Raw genomic sequence first — 23445 nt, 5'->3', positions numbered from 1 at the left:
CTCCGCCGGCCCCCTACATCCCGTGACCGTCGTCGATGCCGATCGGCGCACTCATCCCTGCAGCGCCGCGAGCGCCTTGCGCAGGTCGGGGTAGCCACTCGTGTTCCACGCACCGTCGACGAGGATGTTCTCGCCGTTGACGTAGGACGCGTCGTCCGAGGCGAGGAAGAGCGCGACGGCCGCGATCTCCTCGGGCGCGGCAGGGCGTCCGGCCGGGATGCGCTCGAGGTAGGCATCCATCACACCCGGAACCTGAACGAGGCCGCCCGTCAGAGGGGCGAGACGAGTCCGGGGGAAACCGCGTTCACGCGGATACCCTCGGCCGCAAGTTCCAGGGCGGCGTTGCGGGTGAGCATCACGACGCCTGCCTTCGCGGTGGAGTAGCCGGCGCCGCCGAACATGGGCACCTGTGAGTTGAGCGAGGCGATGTTGACGATGCTGCCCGTCTTCTTCTCCGAGAGGAACTGCTTCGCACCGAGCTTGGTGCCGAGGAAGGCGCCGTACAGGTTGAGCCTGATGTTGAAGTCCCACGTGGCGAGGTCGGTCTCGATGATCGGGCCCGCCTTCGAGCCGCCCGCGACATTGAAGACGACATCGATGGTGCCGAACTTCTCGACGGCGGCGGCGAAGAGCGCCTCCATCGCGGCCTCGTCGGTGATGTCGGTGACCATTCCCTCGACTGCGGGGCCGAACGTCTCCGGCGCGGCGGCGACGGCGTCGGCGTTGATGTCGGCGACGAACACGCTCGCGCCCTCGTCGACCAGTCGACGCGTGATCGCCGCGCCGATGCCGGACACGCCGCCGGTGACGACCGCGACCTTTCCCTCGAAACGAGCCATGACACAACCCCTTTCCGGCGCCACTGTGGCGTCGATCCGTGACCGGCGCCGCGGTCGGCGCCGCACTCTCAGCCTACTCCTGTTATCGGACACATGTCAGATAAATCCGGAGTCCACTACAGTCCCGGTATGGATGCCCGGTTCGTACGCTCAAGGACGCTCCTGCGTGCCGCAGCCCTCGAGCTCGCCGCCGCGCGTCCCGTCGCCGACATCACCGTCGCCGAGCTCTGCCGCCGCGCCGGCGTCACTCGCGAGACGTTCTACCGGCATGCGCCCTCGGTCGCCGACCTGCTCGCGGCAGCCCTCGGAGAGGAGCTCGAGGCCGCCCTGGCTCGCGTGCCCCCCACGGAGCCGGTCGGAGTCGCCGAGCGTGCGCTGCTCACACACGTCGCCGATCGGGCCCTGGTCTATCGCCACGCCATGAACCCGCTCCTGATCGCCCCCGTCCGGCACTGGCTCGATCGATCCCTCCGTGCGGGCCTCACCGATCTCCTGGCGCGCCGCCCCGAGCTCGTGCCGAGCGAGATCGCAGGCGACCCCGTCGCGGTGAGCATGGCCGTGGCCTACGCCGCGGCGGGGACGATCGGCGCCGTCGAGGAGTGGCTACGCACGGGAGCGACGGATGTGGACCGTGCCGTCGAGATCGTCCTCGCGGCTTCCCCCCAGCTGTGGCTCGCTCCGGAGGATCCGTGACGCACGTCCGTCCCGCAGGGCGGCAGAACAACTCCACGCGCGGCGAGTTCCTTCTCACCTCACCAACACAGGCGATCTCACGAAGGAAGGTCGTTCTGGGCCGCCTGGTCCTGTCTCGGTGAGATCGCCTGTCTCCGTGAGGTGTCAGGGCGCAGACTCGCCGGATCCCGGCGCGGATGCCAGCCCGAACGCGTCGAGCTCGGCATCCGTCAGCATGCGGCTGCGGATGATGAAGCGGTTCCCCGTCGGGCCCTCCACGCTGAACCCGGCACCACGCCCCGGCACGACGTCGATCGTGAGGTGCGTGTACTTCCAGTACTCGAACTGCGCCGCCGAGATGAAGACCTCGATGGGGTCGTCGAGGCCCACGTCGAGCTCGCCGAGCTTCACGTCGGAGGGACCGGTCAGAAACATCCCGACGGGGAAGCACATCGGGGCGCTGCCGTCGCAGCATCCCCCCGACTGATGGAACATCAGCTTCCCGTGCTGCCCCGTCAGCTGGCGCAGCAGGGCCGCCGCCGCGTCGGTGACGGCGACCCTGCTGAGTGTGTCGTGCATCAGAAGAAGCCCATCGCGCCTTCGGCGTAGGACACGAGCAGGTTCTTCGTCTGCTGGTAGTGGTCGAGCATCTTCAGGTGGTTCTCGCGACCGATGCCCGACTGCTTGTACCCACCGAACGCCGCGTGCGCGGGGTACTGGTGGTAGGTGTTCGTCCAGACGCGTCCCGCCTCGATGCCGCGGCCCGCGCGGTACATCGTGTCGGCCGAGCGGCTCCAGACTCCGGCCCCGAGGCCGTACAGGGTGTCGTTGGCGGTCGAGATCGCGTCGTCGAAGTCGTCGAACGAGGTGACCGAGACGACCGGCCCGAAGATCTCCTCCTGGAAGATGCGCATGGAGTTCTGCCCCTCGAAGACCGTCGGCGCCACGTAATAGCCGCCGCTCAGCTCGCCGCCGAGGTCGACCCGCTCGCCGCCGGCGAGGAGCTTCGCGCCCTCCGCCTTGCCGATCTCGATGTAGCTGAGGATCTTCTCGAGCTGATCGTTCGAGGCTTGCGCACCGATCATCGTGGCCGGGTCGAGCGGGTTCCCCTGCACGATCTTCGACACGCGGTCGAGGCCGTCACCGAGGAACTGGTCGTAGATCGACCGCTGGATCAGCGCGCGCGACGGGCAGGTGCACACCTCGCCCTGGTTGAGCGCGAAGAAGGTGAAGCCCTCGAGCGCCTTGTCGTAGTAGGCATCCTTCTGCCGCGCGACATCCTCGAAGAAGATGTTCGCGCTCTTGCCGCCGAGCTCGAGCGTCACGGGGATGAGGTTCTGCGACGCGTACTGCATGATGAGCCGGCCGGTCGTCGTCTCACCGGTGAAGGCCACCTTGCGGATGCCCTTGTGCTGCGCGAGCGGCGCGCCCGCCTCGATGCCGAAGCCGTTGACGATGTTCACGACGCCCGCCGGCAGCAGGTCGCCGATGATCTCGAACAGGAACAGGATGGATGCCGGGGTCTGCTCCGCGGGCTTGAGCACGACGCAGTTGCCCGCGGCGAGCGCCGGGGCGAGCTTCCACGTGGCCATGAGGATCGGGAAGTTCCACGGGATGATCTGGCCGACGACGCCCAGCGGCTCGTGGAAGTGGTACGCGACGGTGTCCTCGTCGATCTGGCTCAGCGACCCTTCCTGCGCGCGGAGCACGCCCGCGAAGTAGCGGAAGTGGTCGATCGCGAGCGGGATGTCGGCGGCGAGCGTCTCGCGGATCGGCTTGCCGTTCTCCCACGTCTCCGCGACCGCGATCGACTCGAGGTTCGCCTCCATGCGGTCGGCGATCTTGTTGAGGATGTTGGCGCGCTCGGCGGGCGTCGTCTTCTTCCACGACTCGAACGCCTTCCAGGCGACGTCGACGGCCCGGTCGATGTCTTCGGAGGTGCCGCGGCCGACCTCGGTGAACGGCTTGCCGGTGATCGGGGTGATGTCCTCGAAGTACTGACCCTTCACGGGGTCGACGAACTCGCCCCCGATGTAGTGGCCGTACCGCGAGCGGTACTCGGCGAGCGCTCCGCGCTGGCCCGGGGCGGCGTAGACGCTCGAGACGCCTTCTTCGACGATGGTCATGGTGGTCTCCTTCGACGCATGATTCCGCGGCTTCCGTCGCCGCGGTTTCGGATGCCGGAGACTGTACGCACCGCAACGTTGCATTCGGTTGCGCGCGTCGCCCGTGCGTCAGAGGTGCGAATCCACCGCCCGGGTCTATCGGGCCGTCAAGAGGTCGATCACACGCGGGGCGACGAAGCGCCTGCGATAGGCCGTCGGATCCAGCTCCATGAGTATGTCGAGCTCGACGAGTTGCCGGATGATCTTGTTCGCCCGCTGATAGGAGAGGCCGAGCGCGCGCTCGACCGAGCGCACAGTGAAGGACGGGTTCGCGATGGCGAAGTCCACCACCGCATGCGTGGTTTCGGCGCGAACACCAGCCCCGCGCAACCTGTCTTTGAGTTCACCTTGCACAGCGACGAGGGCGACCATCTGCCGGCGGGTCAGATCAGCGGCACTTCGGAGGCCTTCCGCAAAGAACGATACGAACCCGTCCCAGTCGCCGGCGGCGCTCACACGGAGCAGGCGGTCGTAGTACTCGGCGCGCCGCGCTTCAAACCACGGCGAGACCGTGAGGGTGGGCTCGGAGAGCACCCCGCTCGTCAGCAGTTGCACGACGATCAGATAGCGCCCCAGCCGACCGTTGCCGTCACGAAAGGGATGTAGCGTTTCGAACTGGTAGTGGGACATCGCCGCAGCGACGACGGGGTCTATCCGATCGGAGTGATCGGCGCGCATCCAGGCGATGAGGTCCGACACCCCGGTCTCGAGGGCGATGCCGGGGGGTGCGGGAACGAAGCGCGCCGCTTCGATCGGCATGCCGGTGAGGTCGGCGTCCGACCTCACCCCGATCACGACCTGCGTGTCCCTCAGCCGACCCGAGACCGCATGAAGAGGTGAGCCGCGCATGAGCACTCCCTGCAACTCGCTGAGAAAGGCGGGAGAGAGCCCCTGACCTCTCGCGATGGCATCGAAGCCGGCGTTGGCCATGCGCACGTAGTTGAGGACCTCCACAAGTTCCGCGGTGTCGGGGTCGTCCTCGTCCGCGGTGAGCACGTCGCGCAACGGTGAGTAGGTCCCTTCCAGCTCAGAAGTACTCTGCGCTTCCTGACGAAGCGTGGGCGAGCGAAGCAGCGTCGGGTTCGGCAGCTGACGCGTGGTGCTGTCCAGGGCCGCGAGCGCGGCTCGCGCGTTCCCGACGGCCAGGTATGTCGAGCCGGACAGGCTCGGGGCGTCGCCCGCGAGGGGATCGGGAACGAAGGCGGAGTACGCCCACGCGCCCAGCGTGGGATGCGTGCCCTGGATAGGCACAAGGGATCCCGGAGATCGCGTGTCGAACATTGTGAGGTCCACAATGCAACAATAACGGCGGTTTAGTTGCTATGCATGCGTTCTTGTCGCGCAAAGCCGTCGTCCGGTTTCCGTCATCGACGTCAGAGATGCGAGTCCACCGCCCGGGTCAGTCGCAGGAACCGCTCGTTCTCCGCGAGGTCGTCGAGGAGCACCGCCTGCCCGTCCCCGTCCGCGAGCGGGATCTGCCAGTTCGGGTACTCCTTGTCGGTTCCCGGCTGGTTCTGCGTGCGCCGCTCGCCGACGGCATCCACCAGCGCGACACCGAGCAGCTCCGAGGGGGATGCCGTGATGAGGACGTTCAGAGCCTCGATCACGTCCTCTTCCGTCGGGTTCTCACCGATGAGTCCGCGCTCGCGGAGGAGGGAGAGCATCGCGGCGCGTTCGGCGTCGGCGTCGGCGACCTCCTCTTCGACGGGGCGGGTGAGCAGCCCGAGCCGCGCGCGGAGCGCGACATGCTCGTCGGCGAGATACCCCGCCGTCGGCGGGAGGTCGTGCGTGTTGACCGTCGCGAGCAGCGCCTGCCGGTACTGCTCGGGCGGGCGGAAACCGTCGCCCTCGCGCTCGAACCACAGCACGGACGTGCCGAGGATGCCGCGGTCGGACAGGTAGTCGCGCACCCACGGCTCGACGTTGCCGAGGTCCTCGCCGATGAGCACCGCCCCCGCTCGCTGCGCCTCGAGGGTCAGCACCCCGATCATCGCCTCGTGGTCGTAGCGGACGTACGTTCCCGCGGCGGGCGAGAGCCCCGCGGGGATCCACCAGAGCCGGAAGAGCCCGATGACGTGGTCGATCCGCAGCGCCCCCGCGTGCCGGAGGAGCGCGCGCACCATGTCGCGGACCGGACCGTAGCCGACCTCCGCGAGCGCGTGCGGCAGGAACGGCGGCTGATCCCAGGTCTGCCCCTGCTGGTTGTACATGTCCGGCGGGGCACCGACCGACATGCCCTGCGCGTACAGGTCGCGGAGCGACCAGGCATCCGAACCCTCCGTGTGGACGCCCACGGCGAGGTCGTGCATGATCCCGATCGCCATACCCGACGCCTTCGCGGCCGCCTGCGCGCGCGCGACCTGCTGATCGGCGATCCACTGCAGCCAGATGTGGAAGTCGACGCGGCCCGAGAGCTCGTCGCGCAGCTCGGCGACGAGGGGCGAGTGGATGTCCCACGCCTCGGCGGGGCGATCCTCGGGTGCGACGCCGGCGTAGTGCTCTTCGAGCGCGCACCAGAGGGCGAAGTCCTCGAGCGCCTTCCCCTCGCGGGAGGCGAACGCGTCGAGCTCGATCCGGCGGCCGGGCGAGAGGGGAGCCGTGAAGATCGCGTCGAGGGCGGCGCGCTTGGCGGCCCACACGCCGTCGCGGTCGATGCGGGTCGGGTCGTCATCGGACGCGGCGACCGGCGCCCGCGCGGCCTCGACGACCGCCCGCTCGGTCGGGGTCAGGTAAGCGACCTCGCGGATGTCCTCGGGACGCACATAGAGCGGCGCGAGGAAGCGCCGGTTCGCGGGCCGATACGGCGACGCCTCGATCGGGCTCGTCACCTCGGCCGCGTGGATCGGGTTCACCAGCAGGAAGTCGGCGCCCTGATCTCCCGCGATCGCGGCGAGATCGCCGAGGTCGGCGAAGTCGCCCATGCCCCACGACGAGCGCGAGCGCACCGAGTACAGCTGTGCCATGAGCCCCCACCCGCGACCGCGGCCCGGCCGCGTCGGCGGCTTCGGAAGGCGCTCGGGGGTGACGACGAAGGGGACGGATGCCGTGCGGCTCGGCTCCGCGCTCTGGCTGTCACCGCCGAACGCGGTCTCGACGGCGTGGACCGTATGCCACCCGAGCGGCACGTCGCCCGGCACCGGCACCTCGACGCGCCACCGGCGGACGCCGTCGACCTCTCGCGACTGCGGCTGCTGATCGGGGATCCAGACCTCGCGCGACGATCCGTCCTCCAGCGTCAGCGAGACGCGCACGTCGTGCCCGTCGGCGACGTGGACGAGGAGGTTCCGCGCGCCGATGCGCGACACGAACGACGGCGGAAGAAGCTCGCGCCACGGCGCATCTTCCGCGGCGGCGAGAGCGGCGCTGATCTCGGCATCCGTCTCCACCTCCACCGACATGGCCCGCAGCACGGCGCGGAGGGTGGATGCCGGGACGGTCACCCGGTCGCCGAAGAACGACCAGTACGACGTCGCGACGCCGTGGGCCTCGGCGAGCGCGATGAGGTCGGGGGTGGGTGCGTCGTCGGTCATGGCTGCCTCCGTGGGAGAGTCCGTGCTCGCCATCCTGCCAGGCGCAGGCCGCGCAGGAGGGCGGCGCGCGAGCGCCTCAGCGCTCGAGCGCGTCGAGGCGTGCGACCAGGCCCGCGCGGCGGGGCGAGCGTGCGGGCAGCATCTCGAGGGCGAGGCGGAGCACCTCGGCATCCTCCGCACCGTCTTCCGTGTCGGCGTAGGCGAGAAGAACGTCGACGGATGCCTCGCTCAGCAGCGCCTCGCGCAGCGCGAGCCGGATCGTGTCGCGGAACTCCTCGACGCCCGGGGCGACCGAGTCGGGCAGCGCGGGGCCGCGGTAGGCGGCGAGCGCGACGCGGTGGGCGCCGCGGTCGAGCAGCGAGATCACCTGGTGCGCGTCGGTGTCCAGATCCGCGGTCAGCCGGTAGGGGCGCGAGGCTGGGATGAGCTGAGGCGCGAGCCGCTCGAGCACCTTCCGCAGGCGCACCATCTCGGGGCGGAGCGCGCCCTCGCCCGCACCGGCGCCGTAGACGAGCTCGGTGAGGCGCTCGGCCGACAGCCCCTGGCGGTGGACTGCGAGCATGAGGAGGATTTCGGCGTGGCGGGCCGAGATCTCCGCGACCGAGGTCGTGCCGGCGCTCGTCGTGTCGAGGAGAGCCCGGTCACGGCCCAGCACCCGAAGGGTCGCCGTCTCGGGTGGACTGGATGCCGCAGCTCCACGCCCGACACCACGCCCCGCGCCCCGGCGCACCGGAATCGGGGCGGTCGCCGCGCGGGCCCGCAGGCGCGCGACGAGCAGTTCGCCCTCGACCGCGCGTGCCGTGGCATCCACCAGCAATTGCGCCTGCGGAGTGGCGGCCTCGATTCCGCCGGTGACGTCGATGACGCCGAGCAGGCGCCGCGTTTCGGGGTCGTGGACGGGCGCCGCGGTGCACGACCACGGCTGCACGAACCGGTTGAAGTGCTCCGCGCCGTGGATCTGCACCGACCGGCCCAGGGTGAGCGCGGTTCCCGGCGCCGACGTGCCGACGGCTTCCTCCGACCAGTTCGCCCCGGCGACGAAGCCCATGTCGCCGGTCAGCGCGCGGACGTTCCGGTCTCCCTCGACCCACAGCAGACGACCGGCGGCGTCGCCGACGGCGACCACCACCCCGGCATCCGTCTCCGGCAGCAGAAGCGCGCGGATCATGTCCATCGCCCCGGCGAGCGGGTGGGCGCTGCGATACGCCTCGAGCTCGTCCTCGGTCAGATCGATCGGCGGCGATCCGTCGGCACCGCCGAGGTGGGCCAGCGAGCGTCGCCACGAGTCCTGCACGAGGCTCCGGATCTGGCTCAGCCTCGGGTCGGCCTGATTGCCGCCGACGAACTCCTCGTGCGCGCGCTCGATGAGAAGACGCGACGTCTCGGGTGAGACCTCGCGACGAGACGACCACGACGAGGGCACGGCGACTCCGTTCGACGATGAGGAGCGTGCGGCAAGTCTAGGTCGCGGACGGCGATCGCGGCAGTCTGCGCGGGGCGATCGTCGGCACACCGTCGACGGGGTCGGGGTAGACCCGAGCATCCAGTCCGAACGCGTCGCGAAGAAGCTCCGTCGTCACGATCTCGCCCGGCGCGCCCGTCGCTGAGACACGACCTCCGGCCACGACGACGGCCGCATCGCTGTAGCGCGCCGCCATGCTCAGGTCGTGGAGCACCATCAGGACCGTCCGGCCCGACTCGTGCGCGAGCGCGTGCACGATCTCCAGGATCTGCACCGAGTGCGCGATGTCGAGATGTGTGGTCGGCTCGTCGAGCACGAGCACCGGCGTGTCCTGCGCGAGGCACATCGCGATCCAGGCGCGCTGGCGCTGCCCACCGGACAGCTCGTCGAGCGGGCGGCCGGCGAGGGCGGCGACGTCCATCCGCTCCATCGCCGCCTGAACGTGCTCTTCGTCCTCATGCGACCACTGCCGGTACCACGGCTGATACGGCTGGCGTCCTCGTGCGACGAGGTCGCCCACGGTCAGCCCCTCGGGCGCGACCGCGGTCTGCGGGAGCATCGCGAGACGCCGCGCGAGGGCCTTCGGGGCGATCGTCGAGATGTCGTCCCCATCGAGGCGCACCTGGCCCGCGAGGGGGCGACTGAGCCCGCCGATCGCGCGCAGCAGCGTCGACTTGCCGCTGCCGTTCGGGCCGATGATGCACGTCACCTCGCCGGGGCGGGCTTCGAAGCTCGCGTCGCGACCACCGTGCGGCGGTCGTATCCGACGCTGACCGTGTCGAGGACGATGGCGCCTCCACTCATGCGCGTGCCTCGCGGATGATCCGAACCAGCAGGACGAGAAGCACGATTCCTCCGAAGATCGAGGTGACGACGCCCACGGGGAGCTCGACGGGCAGGTGATGCGCCACGAGGTCTGCGGCCGTCACGAGGACGGCGCCCAGCACCCCCGCCGCGAGAACGGGCGGTCCGGGCGTGCCGAACAGACGCATCGCGATCTGAGGGGCGACGAACGCGACGAACCCGATCGGCCCCGCCGCGGCGATCGCGACCGCCACGAGCGCGACGGCGACGAAGAGCAGCACGCCCTGGGTCGCGCCGACGCGCACTCCGAGCGAGCGCGCCTGGTCGGGTCCGAGGCGCAGTGCCGCGAGGCCCGGCGCCACGATCGCCGTCACGACGATCGCTCCGACGCAGACCGGCAGCACCATCAGGACGTCGGTCCACGACGAACTCCCGAGCGAACCGGCGAGCCAGCGCATCGCGACGGCCGCCCACTCGACGTCGGCGACCATCAGCAGCCACTGCGTCAGCGCGCCGCAGATCGCCGTGATGCCGACGCCGACGAGCACCAGCCGCAGCGGGTCGAGACCACCCCGCGACGCGAGCGCCACGACGATCGCCGTCACCACCAGTCCGCCGACGAGGGCGGCGAGCGGCACCGACACGATGCCCGCGAGGCCGGGGAGCGGCACGACGAACGCGATCACGGCGAAGACGCTCGCGCCGCTCGTGACACCGAGGATGTCGGGGCTGGCGAGCGGATTGCGCGTGATCGACTGCGTGATGCCGCCCGCCATGCCGAGCGCGAACCCGACGACGAGGCCGGTCGTCTCCCGAGCGAGGCGGCGCCCCACGACGATCCGGTCGACGCGATCACCGCCCCCCGCGACGACGTCGAACACGCGGTCGAGGGGGATCCACAGCGTGCCGGCCGTCGCGGCGACGAGCGTGACGAGAGCGAGCGCGACGAGGCATCCTGCGAAGGCGAACGCGTAGCGGCGCCGCAGACGGATGCCGACGCCCCCTGCAACCAGTCCCGTGCGACCCAGGACGACGCGGTCGACGCGCAGCGACGCGCCGCGCATCCCCTCGGCCCGACCCACATCGCCGACCGTGCTCACAGCGTCGCGCCCTTCTTGCGCGTCACGATCGCGATCATCACCGGCGCGGCGACGATCGCGACGACGAGACCGACGGGAAGTTCGCCATCGCGTGTCGAGATGCGGCCTAAGACATCGGAGAGGAGCAGGATCACGCCCCCCGCGAGCGCCGCGAGCGGCACCAGCACCCCGTAGCGCGGCCCAGACACCCACCGGACGGCCCAGGGCGCGGCGATCCCGAGGAACGCGATCGGACCGCAGACGGCGGTCGCTGCCGCGGCGAGGACGGTAATCGCGACGACGCCCACGATGCGGACGGCGGCGACGTTGTTGCCGAGGCTCCGCGCCACGTCGTCGCCGAGGCCGAGCGCCGTCACCCCCGGTGCGTTGACGAGCGCGAGCACCAGCCCGACCGCGATGAGCGCGAGGACGAGGGGGACCGCTTCGGTCGGTCTGCCCGAGAGCGACCCCACGGCCCAGTAGCGCACGACATCGAGCGACTGCCGATCGAGGAGCACGACGGCGGTCGTCAGCGCGGTGAGCACCGCACCGAGCGCCGCGCCAGCGACGGTGAGGGTCAGCGGCGAGGCATCCGTTCGCCCGTCCGGGCCGCCTCCCCACGCGAGCGACACCACGACGATCGTCGCGGCAGCGGCGCCCACGAGCGCGGCACCGACGATCTCGAGAGGTCCCGAGCGGTCGAACGCGAAGGTCAGCACGACGACGCCGAGCGCCGCGCCGGAATTGACGCCGAACAGGCCCGGTTCGGCGAGAGGATTGCGGGTGTGGCCCTGCATGAGCGCGCCCGCCGCGCCGAGGGCGAGACCCACCGCGAGGCCCAGGACGGTGCGTGGAAGGCGCTGGGTGAGGATGACCGTCGCTTCCGGGGTCGCCGCCCCGCCGAAGAGCGCGGCGAGCACATCGCCCGGCGCGATCGCGTTGCTCCCGACCATGAGACTCACGGCGAACGCCGCGAAGACGGCGATCACGGCGATCGCGACCGCGACCGCATCGCGGCGTCGCCGGTGACGCCGGCGTGCGGGGAGAGTGCCGACGTCGGTCGCGGGGGTCAGCGTCGAGGTGGTCATGGGTCGTCTCGTGCGGAGGCGGCGGTCGATGACGCCGGGTTCTCAGCAGTCTTTAAGGTTAGGCTACCCTAAGTGAAAGCGCCACTCGGCGCACCGCCTCCCCTTTCTGCGATCGGAGTCCCCATGTCCCTCGCCCTCCCCGGCCGCCGCGCCCGTCGCCTCGCGACGCTCGCCGCCGCGGCCGCCGCCACCGCTCTCCTCCTCACGGCATGCTCCGGATCGTCCGACCCGGCCGAGACGGGCACCACCGCAGCGACGACCGCGCCCGAGGTCGACGCCGACTTCTTCTTCGAGGCCGGCGACCTGCCGGCCTCGCCGACGCGCGTCGTCGCCCTGTGGCGTACCGGCGCCGAACTCGTCGACATCGGCGTGATCCCGGTCGGGACGCTCGATGACGAGATCCGCGAGACCGAGCTCACCCCCGAGCAGTGGGAGTCCGCGCAGGACGTGCCGACCGTCGGCAGCTTCGAAGGCGTCGACATCGAGAAGATCATCGACCTCGACCCAGACCTCGTCATCGGCATGGACAACGGCGGTCTCGGCATCGACTACGAGTCGATCGGCGAGCTGTACCCCGTCCGCATCCTGAAGGTCGCCGAGCCGACCGACGTGTGGGACAACTACGAGACGGTCGCGGCCCTCGTCGGACGTTCGACCGACTTCGACAAGAAGGTCGCCGAGCTCGACGCCCGCCTCGCCGACATCCAGAGCACCTACGGCGACGCCCTCGACGGCGCGCTGACGACGTCACTCAGCGCCATGCAGGGATCAGTGCTCGTCGACACGAGCAAGTCGCTGTCGTACCGCCGTCTCGTCGCCGCAGGGTTCACCTACAACCCGGTGTACACCGACAACCCCGAGCGCTACGTCACGCAGCTGAGCCTCGAGAACCTCCCGAGCCTCGCCGACCAGAAGATCCTCTTCCACTCCGCCGCGCTTGACGGGTCGGTGTCGCCCGACGTGCAGGCGCTGCTCGACGAACCGGCCTTCGCCGAGCTCCCCGCAGTGACGGAGGGTCACCTGTACCCGCTGCGCGGGTCCGTCATCTACACGTTCGCCGGCGCGGATGCCATGGTCGACGACCTCGAAGCGGCCGCCCAGGCGTTCGCAGGGGAGTGAGGTTCTCCCATGACAGACATCACCGACCGCCCGCAGGCGGAGCTACGCGGTTTCCCCATCCGCATCCGCGAGCTCACGCTGCTGCGGCGCGAGCTCGTCACGCCGCTCATGCTCCGGGTCACTCTCGGCGGCCCGGAGCACGTCGGGTTCGAGAGCCACATCGCTGACGAGCACATCAAGCTCATCTTCCCCGACCCTGAGACGGGCGAGCTGAACGTCCCGACGCAGAACGGCGACGTGATCGACTGGCCGCGTCCGCTGCCTCCGACCCGCGACTACACGGTGCGCCGCTACGATCCGGGTGCCGGCGAGGTCGACATCGACGTCGTCGTGCACACCGTGGGGCTCGCCTCGACGTGGGCGCAGCAGGCGCCGATCGGGTCGCGGATCCCCGTCGCGGGTCCGCCCCGCGGCATCCACATCCCCGACGAGTTCACGTGGCAGGCGTACTTCGGCGACGAGACGGCTCTGCCTGCCATCGCCCGTCGGGTCGCGGAGCTACCGCGCTCGACCCGCGGATACGCGGTCATCGAGGTGCAGAACGCCGCCGAGGAGCAGCCTCTCGACGCGCCCGAGGGGGTCGAGGTGCGGTGGCTGCACCGCGCCGACCGGCCTCGACAAGCACCAGTTCGACGTCACGGGGTACTGGCGCCGAGGCGCCGCCGGCGACGAGATGGAGCACCACGGCATCGCGCACGCGCTCAAGCACCTCTTGAAGATCGACCACTGACGCGGCCCTGGTGGGCGGGTCCGGGCTCTCAGCCCCGAGCCGCCCACCAGGCGCGCAGGCGCTCTTCCGCGGCATCCGGCCCGAGGACGCCCTCGTCGAGGCGCAGATCGAGGAGGAACCGGTAGGCCTCGCCCACCTCGCGCCCGGGCGGGATGCCGAGGACCTCCTGAATCCGGTTGCCGTCGAGCTCGGGACGCATCGCGTCGAGCTCCTCCTGAGCGGCGAGGTCGGCGATGCGCCGCTCGATGTCGTCGTACGCGGCCGACAGGCGCGCGGCCTTGCGGCGGTTGCGCGTCGTCACGTCGGCGCGGGTGAGGATGTGCAGACGCTCGAGCTCGTCCCCGGCATCCCGCACGTACCGCCGCACCGCGGAGTCGGTCCACGCGCCCTCGGAATAGCCGAAGAACCGGAGATGCTGTTCGACGAGCTGGCTCACCGACGAGATCGTGTCGGAGTCGAAGCGCAGGGCCTGCAGGCGCTTGCGGGCCAGGCGCGCGCCCTTGAGATCGTGGTGGTGGAAGCTCACCCCACCGCCCGGTTCCAGCTTCCGCGTCGCGGGCTTGCCGATGTCGTGCAGCAGCGCGGCGAGGCGGAGCGTCACGTCGGGCGCGGCGCCCGGGTGCCGCGCGTGCTCGAGGTCGATCGTCTGCTGGAGGACCGTCAGCGAGTGCTCGTAGACGTCTTTGTGGTGGTGGTGCTCGTCGATCTCGAGGCGGAGCGCGGGGATCTCGGGGACGATCTCGCCCATGAGTCCCGTGTCGACGAGAATCCGGATGCCGCGGGCCGCGTCGTCGCACGCGAGGAGCTTGACGAGCTCGGCCTGCACCCGCTCGGGGCTGACGATCCGGATCGACTCCCGCAGCCGCGCCATCGCCTCGAGGGTGTCGGGGGCGACGTCGAACCCGAGCTGCGCCGCGAACCGCGCCGCGCGGAGCATGCGCAGCGGATCGTCGCCGAAGCTCACGTCGGGGTCGGACGGCGTGCGGAGGGTGCCGGAAACGAGGTCTTCGACCCCGCCGGTCGGGTCGACCAGGGCGGGCAGCGGCAGGCGCAGGGCCATCGCGTTGACGGTGAAGTCACGGCGGACGAGGTCGGCGTCGAGCGCGTCGCCGAACTCGACGGTAGGCTTGCGGGTCACGCCGTCGTAGCTGTCGGCGCGGTACGTCGTGATCTCGACCTGCTCGGCGGTTCCCGACGGTCCCGGGATCTTCGCCCCGATCGTCCCGAACGCCCGCCCGATGTCCCACGTCGCGGTCGCGAGGGGCTTCACGATGCGGAGGATGTCGTCGGGACGCGCGTTCGTGGTGAGGTCGAGGTCGTTGGTCGTGCGGCCGAGCAGCGCGTCGCGGACCGGCCCCCCGACGATCGCGATCTCGAAGCCCGCCTCGGCGAACGCCGCTCCCAGCCGCGCCATGATCGGCGAGGTCGCGAGCGACCCCAGTCGGTCGAGGCCTTCGGCCATGTTGAGCATGGTTTCCAGCCTACCGGCGAGGGTCGGCGGGGCCGGCGGGGGTCGGCGGGGCCGGCGGTGTCCGGTGGGACTGCGGCGTCCGGTGGGACTGCAGCGTCAGGCGAAGCGCAGGAACCCGGTGAACAGCAGCTCCCGCACGCGCGGCAGGAGGTCGGCGCGTAACGCTCCGGCATCCACGTCGAGCAGGTCGGCGATCGCGTCGATCAGCACGCCGACCGGCAGGTCGCCGTCCGACGCCCCGACAAGCGCCGCGAGGGCGGGATCGACCTCGATCGTCCGGGCCAGCGCGCCGCCCTGCCTGAGCTCCAGCACCGAGGGGTCTTCGGCGCCCGGCAGGTGGTGCCGCGCCTCGGTGACGTCGCCCGCGACCTCGAGCACGCAGGACGCGAGGGCGGCGTCGTTGAGGGCGGCGAGCGCGTCCGATGCCGCGAGCGCCTCGGCGAGGTGGCCGCCGAGCGATCCATCGCCGAGGGGCTGGGGCACGCGCTCGAACCGCCGCAGAGTGGGCATCCCGGACGCCGCGCGCCGCAACACCAGATAGCCGAACCCGACCGCGGTGACGCCCCGCGCGGCCAAGTCGTCGAGCCACGCGCCGACCAGGTCGGCGTAGCCGGGTGTCCCCGCGGCACTCGAGGCACCCGGCGCTGTCCCACCGTCCCGCACCCACAGCTCGGCGTAGGCCAGCGGATCGAGCAGCTCGCGCTCGATCACCCAGGCGTCGAGCGGCACGGGCGAGGCATCCACCCACTCGCGCACGCGATCGAGGCCGTCGGAACCTGCGTGATACTCCCAATTGCCGAGCAGTTGCGCGGTGCCGCCGGGCGCGAGCACCTCGCCGACGCCGGTGACGAAGGCGGCGACCAGGTCGTCGCCCGCAAACCCGGCATCCCGGTATTCGTACGCCGGCACACCCGCGACGCGCGGCGTGATCACGAACGGCGGGTTCGAGACGACGCGGTCGAAGAGCTCGCCGCGCACCGGGTCGAAGAGGCTCCCGAGACGCGTCTCGATGCCATCGACGTCGTTCAGGAGCGCGTTCAGCCGCGTGAATGCGAGAGCGCGCGGCGAGACATCGGTCGCGACGACGTCGCGGGCGACCCGTCGCGCTCGCAGCGCTTGGATGCCGCAGCCCGTGCCGACGTCGAGAACACGCCCCGCCGGAGTCGGCAGCTGCAGACCCGCGAGCGTCAGCGAGGCGCCACCGACCCCGAGCACATGACCCGTGGGCAGAGGTCCGCCGAGGGCCGCCTCATCGAGGTCGCTCGCGATCCACCACTCGCCCGCGCTCGACCCGCTCGGGTCGGCGTCGGCGGCGGCGTCGTCGGTGTCGGTGAAGTCCTGGGGTCGTACGAGCGCGGCGGGCTGCACGGTCTCTCCGTGGATCCTCGCGAGCCCCAGGGCCACGAGCCCCGAAGCGCGCGTTCGGGGGAGCGCTGTGTCGACGGATGCCCGAGGCGTGGGCGCGCCCAGAAACAAGAGACGCGCGAGCGTCGCCGAAGGAGTTTCGGGCTGGGCTGCGAGGGCGGCGAGGGCGGGGCCGTGCAGGCCGTGTCCGACCGCTTCGTCGGCGAGGGGGCCCCAGGCGCCGCGCACGGCGTCGGCGGTGTAGCCGGCGTCGAAGAGGTCGGCGCGTAACGCGGCTGTCAACGCCGCGTCGGGGTTCGGGTCGGGGATCGGGTCGGTCATCATGAGTGCTCGCCGGGGTCTGGAGTCGTGAGAGGCGGTGCGCCTGCGGCAGGCCCACAGACACCCCACCCTAGAATCGCACCTGATCGTGCGGCCCGGTTCGCACAGGATTCGACCCCCGCCATGACCTCCATCGCTCCTGCCGCCGCACGCCGCGCCCGCCGTTCCGCGGCCCGGTGGACGGCGCGCGCCGCGTCGATACTCGCCGCGGCCCTGCTGCTCACGCCGGCCCCGGCCGCCGCTGTCCCCGCGGCGGTGTCCGTCGCGCAGCCGTCGACCCTGTCGGTCGCTGTCGGCGGCGATGGAGTGGTCCGCGCGGACCAGCCGCTCACGGTGCGATTGTCGGCGCAGAACACCAGCGACGAACCCACCTCAACCGTGACCGTCGAGCTTGCGACGTCGGCGACGGCGTTGTCCACGCACGACGCGGTGTCCGCCTGGCTTGCGAGCACCGACGCCGATCCGGCCCGCACCGAATCACCCCTCGGCACCCTGGAGGTTCCGAGCGCTCCGGCCCGAGGCAAGGTCACCGCCGCGGTCGAGCTCGACCCCGCGACCGTCGCCGGGCTCGCACCCGGCGTCTACCCGCTGCGCGCCTGGCTCGCCGACCAGCCCTCCGAGTCGGCCGCGGTCAGCGTTCTCGTCGTGCCGGGCGACACGGGCGGCGGCGCGCTCAGCGTCGTCGTTCCGATCGTCGCCGAGCCGGCCGCGGGGGGGCTCCTCAGCTCCGACGAGCTCACCGACCTCACGGGACCGGGCGGCGACCTGCGCGTCCAGCTCGACGCGCTCACCGGAACCGCGGTCGTCCTCGCCGTCGACCCGGCGATCGTCGCCGCCATCCGTGTGCTCGGCTCCTCCGCTCCCCCCGTTGCGTCGACGTGGCTCGACGACCTCCTGACGCTGCCCAATACGCGCTTCGCGCTGCAGTTCGCCGACGCCGACCTGGCAACCCAGGTGGCGGCCGGTCTCACCGCCCCGCTGACCGTCACCGACCTGACGCCGTTCATGTCGACATCCGATTTCACGCGCACCCCCACTCCGACGGCGTCGCCCACGCCGTCCGAATCGCCCACGACGTCACCCACAGCGTCACCGACCGCGGCGGCGTCGCCGTCCCCCACCTCGACGACGTCGCCCGACGCGCCCGCGCTCCCCAGCCTCGCCGAGCTCACCGACATCGGACCGACCATCGGCACGGTGTTCTGGCCGGCGACGGGCTCCGCCGGCTCCCGCGAGGTCTCGACCCTCGCGGCGCCGCCGACGCCAGACGGCACCGCCCCGCTGACGCTCGTCGACTCTACTTCGATCGATTCCGCACCCGGCGCCGTGACGGGCGGGGCGTGGGCGGATGCCGCGGGCGCGCCGCTCCTCGTCTACGACGCCGCGACCTCGGCGGCGCTCGCCCGCGCCTCCCTCACCGACGCGCCCGTCGAGCGCGCCGGTGCGCTCGCGGCGGCATCCGCCCACGCCGCGCTCGATGCCGGCGCCGCACCGGACGCCGCCCTCCTCGTCGTCGTCGATCGCGCGACGACCCGCTCGGCGGCGGGGCTTCGCGACACGATCGTCACGGCATCCGGGCTCGCCGGACGCACCGCGACCGACCTCACGGCGCTCACCGCGGGCACGCCCGAGCCCGTCTCGCTGGTCGATGTGCCGGTGGATGCCGACCGCGCTGCGACGGCGCAGAGCCTCCTCACCGGCGAGGCGGAGATCGGCGCCTTCTCGTCGATCCTCACCGATCCGGCGGTGCTGACCTCTCCCGAGCGCGCCGAGATCCTCCAGCTGCTCGCGGCGGGGTGGCGTGACCGGCCCACGCAATGGGAGGTCGCCGTCGACGCGCATCGAGAGCAGACGACGGCCACGCTCGGCTCGGTCGCGCTCATCCCTCAGAGCGACATCACCTTCGCCACGACGAGCGCGCCGCTGACCTTCACCGTGCGCAACGAGCTGCCCTGGCCCGTCACGCTGACGCTGCTCACCTCCAACGACGACCCGCGACTGGTCGTGCAGTACGCGACCCCGGTGCAGGCCGGTCCTCTGCAGAACACGCGCATCGGCGTGCCCGTCGAGGCGCGCGTCGGGAGCGGCGAAGCGACGCTCGGGCTGCAGCTGCGGAGCCCCACCCAGGTCGCGATCGGCGACCCGGTCACGGTGCACGTCGCCGTACGCGCCGAGTGGGAGTCGGTCGGCATCGCGGTCATGGCCGTGCTTGTCGGCGGGCTGATCATCGTGGGCATCGTCCGCACCGTCCGCAAGCGCCGTCGAGCGCGCCGCGCCGAAGCGCAGGAGGCGAGCGGCGAGGCAGGGTGATCGCGGAATGCGGCGCGGTTACCATGTGTTGAACGCACAGTGCGAAACGCACTGGGGCCCGATTCATGGGCACCGCAGACGAAGGGTAGCGACGTGCGACAGGTCATCATCATCGGCTCCGGGCCGGCCGGATACACGGCCGCGATCTATGCGGCGCGGGCGAATCTCACGCCGCTGCTCATCGCCAGCTCCGTCGAGGCCGGCGGCGAGCTGATGAACACCACCGAGGTCGAGAACTTCCCGGGCTTCCCCGAGGGCATCATGGGTCCCGACCTCATGGCGCGCATGGAGGAGCAGGCGCGCAAGTTCGGCACAGAGGTGCTCTACGACGACGTGACCGCGCTCGACCTCTCCGGCGACATCAAGAAGGTCACGCTCGGCAGCGGCGCGGTCCACGAGGCCGAGGCCGTCGTGTTCGCCACCGGCTCCGCACCCCGCAAGATCGGCATCGAGGGCGAGCAGCGTCTCTCCGGTCACGGCGTCTCGTACTGCGCGACGTGCGATGGCTTCTTCTTCCGCGAGCAGCAGATCGCGGTCGTCGGCGGCGGCGACTCCGCGATGGAGGAGGCGACCTTCCTCACGAAGTTCGCCTCGAAGGTGTACGTCATCCACCGCCGCGACGAACTGCGTGCCTCGAAGATCATGCAGGAGCGTGCGCTCGCGAACGACAAGATCGAGTTCGTCTGGAACAGCGAGATCATCGACATCCTCGGCGTCGACGCCGTCACGGGCGTGGTCCTCCGCGACACCGTCGACGGGTCGACGCGGGAACTGGCGCTCACCGGGGTATTCGTCGCGATCGGCAACGACCCGCGCACGCACCTCGTGCACGGCCAGCTCGACCTCACCTCCCACGGCACCGTCTGGGTCGACGGACGTTCGTCACGCACCTCGGTGCCGGGCGTCTTCGCCGCCGGTGACGTCATCGATCCCACCTACCGGCAGGCCGTCACCGCCGCCGGCAGCGGCACGACGGCGGCCCTCGACGTCGAGCACTTCCTCGCGGCGCGCGGCGACGCGGGAGCGCCCGAACGCGACGCGAGCGAGATCGACGGCCTCACCGACGCCGATGCGCTCACCGGAGCAGCCTGAGGCTCTTCTGTGCGGCGGAACAATCACCGCGCACGCCGCGTTCCACACCCTGACGCATCCGCGTCGGAAACGTAAGGAGAAGGACATGACCGCCAAGGCCACGAGCGAAAGCACCTGGCAGCAGGACGTCATCGACGCCGAAGGGCCCGTCCTGGTGGACTTCTGGGCCGCGTGGTGCGGTCCGTGCCGCATGGTCGGACCCATCCTCGACGAGATCCAGTCGGAGAACAGCGACAAGATCACGGTTCTCAAGCTCAACGTCGACGAGAACCCGAACCTCGCCATGCAGTACCAGATCACGTCGATCCCCGCGATGAAGGTGTTCAACAAGGGTCAGGTCGAGAAGACGATCATCGGCGCGAAGCCGAAGTTCGCTCTCGAGCAGGACCTCGCGACCTACATCGCCTGACCGGCGTACATCACCTGACTCTCAGGTGAGCGGGCTCAGGATGCCTCGGCACGCGCCGGGGCATCCGGGTCCATCGGCGCCGACCAGGTGCGGTGCGGTTCGCTGCCGAGCAGCCGCCACACCGCGCGCGTGAGCGCCGGATACTCCAGTGCGATCTGGCGTAGCACGCGATAGTTCCTCGTGGCACTTGGCCGCTTTCCGCCGTCACCGATGATGTTCTCGGCACGGAGCGTCAGCACGACCAGCTCGTCCACCGACGGCAGGTCTTCCATGAAGTCCCACGGGTCTTCGCCGTCGCGGAGGCGCTCTTCGACCAGCACCGACAGCTCATCGGATGCCTCGGCGCGCAGCAGCTCGAGGCTGGCGCGGCGCGGGGCGAGGGGCTGGTCGGTCACCGTTCCAGCCTACGTGGAGGATTGTCCGGTGGGCTCGAGTCGGCGGCCGGTCAGACCGCGCCGTACTCCGTCTCGCCGAGTTCACCAAGAATGCGGTTGAGATCCTGGATCGTGGCGAAATCGATGTTGATCTGGCCTTTTCTCGCGGTGAGCGAGATCTTGACCTTGGTGTTGAGGCGGTCACCGAGACGCTCCGCGACATCGTCGAGATGTGCCCGACGCGCGCCGGCCTTCGGGGCGACGGTCGTGCGGCTCCCGGCATCCGACGACTTCGCCGCCGCTTCGGCAGCGCGGACGGAGAGATCCTCGTTGACGATCTTGTCGGCGAGGCGCTGCATCGCCTTCTCGTCGTCGAGCGAGAGGATCGCCCGCGCGTGACCGGCGCTGAGCACGCCCGCGGCGACGCGCTGCTGCACCGGGACCGGCAGTTTGAGCAGCCGGATGGTGTTGCTGATCTGGGGCCGCGAGCGACCGATGCGCGTCGCGAGCTGCTCCTGCGTGATGCCGAAGTCCTCGAGCAGCTGCAGGTAGGCCGAGGCCTCTTCGAGGGGGTTCAGCTCGGAGCGGTGCAGGTTCTCGAGCAGCGCGTCGCGCAGGAGGTCTTCGTCGGCCGTGTCGCGGACGATCGCGGGGATCGATGTGAGGCCGGCTTCGCGCGACGCGCGGGTACGGCGCTCCCCCATGATGAGCTCGTAGGCGCCGTCCTCGTTGGTGCGGACGACGACCGGCTGGAGGACACCGAACTCGCGCACGCTGTGCACGAGCTCGGCGAGCTCGTCGGCGTCGAAGTTCGTGCGCGGCTGGCGCGGGTTCGGGACGATTTCGTTGGGGTCGATGTGGACCAGGCGTGCGCCCGGCACAGCGACGAGCTGGGTCTGCGCGTCGGGAGTCGGAGCCGCCGGCTCAGCCGTGGCCTCGGCATCCGCCGTCCCCGCGTCATCGGGCGTGACGGTTTCCGTCGGAGCGACGGCCTCCGCCTTTGTGGCGGCGTCGGCCTCCTTCGCAGCTTTCGCCGCTCTCGCGGACGTGCCGGGGAAGAACACGTCGACAGGGCGCGCCTCCGCACTCTCGGTCGTCGGGATGAGTGCGCCGATCCCCCGACCCAGACCCGTTCGCTTCGCCATCAGTTCTCCTCTTGCTTGGACTTCGCCTGCTCGCGCTGCACCAGTTCGACGGCGGCTTCGCGGTACGAGATCGCGCCGACGGACTGCGGGTCGTACGCGATGACCGTCTGCCCGAAGCTCGGTGCCTCTGAGACACGCACGGTGCGCGGGATGACGGTGCGCATCACTTCGTTGGGGAAGTGATTGCGGACCTCCTCGGCGACCTGCTGGGCGAGGCGCGTGCGGCCGTCGTACATCGTCAGCAGGATCGTCGACAGGTGCAGCGTGGGGTTCAAGTGCTTCTGGATCATCCGGATGCTGCCGAGCAGCTGGCTGAGGCCCTCCAGCGCGTAGTACTCGCACTGGATCGGGATCATCAGCTCGCCCGCCGCGGTGAACGCGTTGATCGTGAGTAGCCCGAGTGAGGGCGGGCAGTCGATCAGCACGAAGTCGAGATGGTCGTCGGATGCCGCGAGGTACTCCTCGAGGGCTGTGCGCAGGCGGTGTTCACGGGCGACCTGCGAAACGAGTTCGATCTCGGCGCCGGCGAGGTGGATGGTGCTCGGCGCGCACAGGAGGTTGGGCGATTCCGGGCTGGTCTGGATGATGTCGGCGAGAGGGAACTCGTCGATGAGGACGTCGTAGACACTCGGGGTGTCCGCGGTGTGGGGGACGCCGAGCGCGGTGGAGGCGTTGCCCTGCGGGTCGAGGTCGATCACCAGGACGCGAGCGCCCAGCGAGGCGAGCGCGGCGGCGACGTTGACGGTCGTCGTGGTCTTGCCAACGCCGCCCTTCTGGTTCGAAATCGTAAGGACACGCGTGCTCGTCCCGTCGAAATCCAGCGACACGGCATCCAACGCCTTGCGGCGCGACGTGAGGTCAGCCAGTTCGCGTGCGATGGGGCTGTCATCGATGGAGAAGGGTGCGGAAGTGGTCGCGTTCTCCGATTCCGGCACCATGCACTCCTGTCTTTCCGGGGGACCTTTCCACTGTAGTCGAGGCCTCTGACGCCCGACGCCACCACGGCGGCCGTCCCGCGTTTCACGTGAAACACGACACTGGTTCAGTGAGCGGCTCGGCTTGGTGTTTCACGTGAAACGCTGGGGTCGCTTGCAAGATTCAACTCCTTCCACCACGGCATCTCCCACCCTCTCTCTGACCGAGTACCGCGCTTAGCGCGGTGTGTCGAGTCACACCCGCAAGGTCTTGTGTTTCACGTGAAACACAAGATCCGCGCCCAAGGGAGCTCGGTCCCGCGTATTCGATCAACGCTCGCCGCTTCATTCGTCCGCATCCCTGCACCTGCTTCTCGCGCGCGAAGGCCTCCCCAACGTTCGGGAAGTCCTCGAACTCGACGAGCTTTACGGGCCGACGTCTTTTCGTGCATTCAGCGCCCTCGCCGACGTCGTGTAACCGGACGAGATGCTCGTGTGCACCATCCGTAAACAACGGCGTGATCGAGTGGGTTGTGGAAGAAGCCGATTCTTGCGA

21 protein-coding genes are annotated in these 23445 nt (G+C 70.5%); 6 read left to right on the top strand and 15 right to left on the bottom strand.

Annotation, left to right across the window (positions count from 1 at the left end):
- Positions 1–51: 51 nt before the first annotated feature.
- Entirely contained in the window at positions 52–273 is a 222-nt protein-coding gene (locus AC3ENQ_RS12915; protein ID WP_431805180.1) for an SDR family oxidoreductase, read from the bottom strand.
- Entirely contained in the window at positions 270–839 is a 570-nt protein-coding gene (locus AC3ENQ_RS12910; RefSeq protein WP_431805147.1) for an SDR family NAD(P)-dependent oxidoreductase, read from the bottom strand. Before AC3ENQ_RS12910 ends, AC3ENQ_RS12915 begins: the two co-directional genes overlap by 4 nt.
- A gap of 129 nt (positions 840–968) precedes the next feature.
- Here AC3ENQ_RS12910 and AC3ENQ_RS12905 point away from each other — a divergent pair, with 129 nt between their 5' ends.
- The gene (locus tag AC3ENQ_RS12905; protein ID WP_488185860.1) at positions 969–1532 is read left to right on the top strand and encodes a TetR/AcrR family transcriptional regulator; all 564 of its coding nucleotides are present in this window, start codon (positions 969–971) and stop codon (positions 1530–1532) included.
- A 144-nt stretch (positions 1533–1676) separates the two neighbouring features.
- Here the strand turns inward: AC3ENQ_RS12905 and AC3ENQ_RS12900 are convergent, their stop codons facing one another.
- The 8 genes from AC3ENQ_RS12900 to AC3ENQ_RS12865 form a co-directional block, all read right to left on the bottom strand.
- Entirely contained in the window at positions 1677–2090 is a 414-nt protein-coding gene (locus tag AC3ENQ_RS12900; RefSeq protein WP_431805145.1) for a DUF779 domain-containing protein, read from the bottom strand.
- Positions 2090–3637 (bottom strand): acetaldehyde dehydrogenase ExaC, encoded by a 1548-nt coding sequence (gene exaC / locus AC3ENQ_RS12895; RefSeq protein ID WP_431805144.1) that lies wholly within the window; start codon positions 3635–3637, stop codon positions 2090–2092. Before exaC ends, AC3ENQ_RS12900 begins: the two co-directional genes overlap by 1 nt.
- A 135-nt stretch (positions 3638–3772) precedes the next feature.
- The gene (locus tag AC3ENQ_RS12890; RefSeq protein ID WP_431805143.1) at positions 3773–4957 is read right to left on the bottom strand and encodes a Fic family protein; all 1185 of its coding nucleotides are present in this window, start codon (positions 4955–4957) and stop codon (positions 3773–3775) included.
- Between the two features lie 92 nt (positions 4958–5049).
- Positions 5050–7206, bottom strand: coding sequence for a 4-alpha-glucanotransferase (gene malQ, locus AC3ENQ_RS12885; RefSeq protein ID WP_431805142.1), 2157 nt, complete (start codon positions 7204–7206; stop codon positions 5050–5052).
- A gap of 76 nt (positions 7207–7282) precedes the next feature.
- On the bottom strand, positions 7283–8629 hold the full coding sequence (locus tag AC3ENQ_RS12880) for an AfsR/SARP family transcriptional regulator (RefSeq protein ID WP_431805141.1): 1347 nt from the start codon (positions 8627–8629) through the stop codon (positions 7283–7285).
- 37 nt (positions 8630–8666) lie between these two features.
- Positions 8667–9377 carry an ABC transporter ATP-binding protein gene (locus tag AC3ENQ_RS12875; RefSeq protein WP_431805140.1) on the bottom strand — a complete coding sequence of 237 codons (711 nt, stop codon included), beginning with the start codon at positions 9375–9377 and terminating at the stop codon, positions 8667–8669.
- 91 nt (positions 9378–9468) lie between these two features.
- Positions 9469–10572: a FecCD family ABC transporter permease gene (locus tag AC3ENQ_RS12870; RefSeq protein ID WP_431805139.1), complete on the bottom strand. Its 1104-nt coding sequence runs from the start codon at positions 10570–10572 to the stop codon at positions 9469–9471.
- On the bottom strand, positions 10569–11639 hold the full coding sequence (locus AC3ENQ_RS12865; protein ID WP_431805138.1) for a FecCD family ABC transporter permease: 1071 nt from the start codon (positions 11637–11639) through the stop codon (positions 10569–10571). The genes AC3ENQ_RS12870 and AC3ENQ_RS12865 overlap by 4 nt, the downstream gene beginning before the upstream one ends.
- A 123-nt stretch (positions 11640–11762) precedes the next feature.
- Here AC3ENQ_RS12865 and AC3ENQ_RS12860 point away from each other — a divergent pair, with 123 nt between their 5' ends.
- Together AC3ENQ_RS12860 and AC3ENQ_RS12855 are read left to right on the top strand one after the other, a co-directional pair.
- Positions 11763–12758, top strand: coding sequence for an ABC transporter substrate-binding protein (locus AC3ENQ_RS12860; protein ID WP_431805137.1), 996 nt, complete (start codon positions 11763–11765; stop codon positions 12756–12758).
- A gap of 9 nt (positions 12759–12767) precedes the next feature.
- On the top strand, positions 12768–13613 hold the full coding sequence (locus AC3ENQ_RS12855; RefSeq protein WP_431805136.1) for a siderophore-interacting protein: 846 nt from the start codon (positions 12768–12770) through the stop codon (positions 13611–13613).
- Here AC3ENQ_RS12855 and AC3ENQ_RS12850 read toward each other — a convergent pair.
- Entirely contained in the window at positions 13517–14959 is a 1443-nt protein-coding gene (locus tag AC3ENQ_RS12850; RefSeq protein WP_431805135.1) for a CCA tRNA nucleotidyltransferase, read from the bottom strand. The genes AC3ENQ_RS12855 and AC3ENQ_RS12850 overlap by 97 nt on opposite strands.
- A gap of 96 nt (positions 14960–15055) precedes the next feature.
- A complete protein-coding gene (locus tag AC3ENQ_RS12845) occupies positions 15056–16648 on the bottom strand; it encodes a DUF7059 domain-containing protein (RefSeq protein WP_431805134.1) in 1593 nt (530 codons plus the stop codon).
- Between the two features lie 120 nt (positions 16649–16768).
- Here AC3ENQ_RS12845 and AC3ENQ_RS12840 point away from each other — a divergent pair, with 120 nt between their 5' ends.
- The 3 genes from AC3ENQ_RS12840 to trxA all read left to right on the top strand — a co-directional run bounded on the left by AC3ENQ_RS12840 (position 16769) and on the right by trxA (position 20456).
- Positions 16769–18955, top strand: coding sequence for a DUF6049 family protein (locus AC3ENQ_RS12840; protein ID WP_431805133.1), 2187 nt, complete (start codon positions 16769–16771; stop codon positions 18953–18955).
- A gap of 93 nt (positions 18956–19048) precedes the next feature.
- On the top strand, positions 19049–20047 hold the full coding sequence (gene trxB / locus AC3ENQ_RS12835; RefSeq protein ID WP_431805132.1) for a thioredoxin-disulfide reductase: 999 nt from the start codon (positions 19049–19051) through the stop codon (positions 20045–20047).
- An 85-nt stretch (positions 20048–20132) separates the two neighbouring features.
- Positions 20133–20456 carry a thioredoxin gene (gene trxA, locus AC3ENQ_RS12830; protein ID WP_431805131.1) on the top strand — a complete coding sequence of 108 codons (324 nt, stop codon included), beginning with the start codon at positions 20133–20135 and terminating at the stop codon, positions 20454–20456.
- A gap of 35 nt (positions 20457–20491) precedes the next feature.
- Here trxA and AC3ENQ_RS12825 read toward each other — a convergent pair whose 3' ends face one another.
- Genes AC3ENQ_RS12825 through AC3ENQ_RS12815 form a run of 3 tightly spaced genes read right to left on the bottom strand, consistent with a single transcriptional unit; the run spans position 20492 to position 22910 of the window.
- Complete coding sequence (locus AC3ENQ_RS12825; protein WP_431805130.1) at positions 20492–20851, bottom strand: tryptophan synthase subunit alpha; 360 nt, start codon at positions 20849–20851, stop codon at positions 20492–20494.
- 50 nt (positions 20852–20901) lie between these two features.
- Entirely contained in the window at positions 20902–21975 is a 1074-nt protein-coding gene (locus AC3ENQ_RS12820; RefSeq protein WP_431805129.1) for a ParB/RepB/Spo0J family partition protein, read from the bottom strand.
- The gene (locus tag AC3ENQ_RS12815) at positions 21975–22910 is read right to left on the bottom strand and encodes a ParA family protein (RefSeq protein WP_431805179.1); all 936 of its coding nucleotides are present in this window, start codon (positions 22908–22910) and stop codon (positions 21975–21977) included. The genes AC3ENQ_RS12820 and AC3ENQ_RS12815 overlap by 1 nt, the downstream gene beginning before the upstream one ends.
- Between the last annotated feature and the right edge of the window lie 535 nt (positions 22911–23445).

Source organism: Microbacterium sp. bgisy203, from assembly GCF_057706945.1.
The sequence above is the reverse complement of the archived record's forward strand: the minus strand, read 5'-3'. Positions and strand labels throughout refer to the sequence as shown.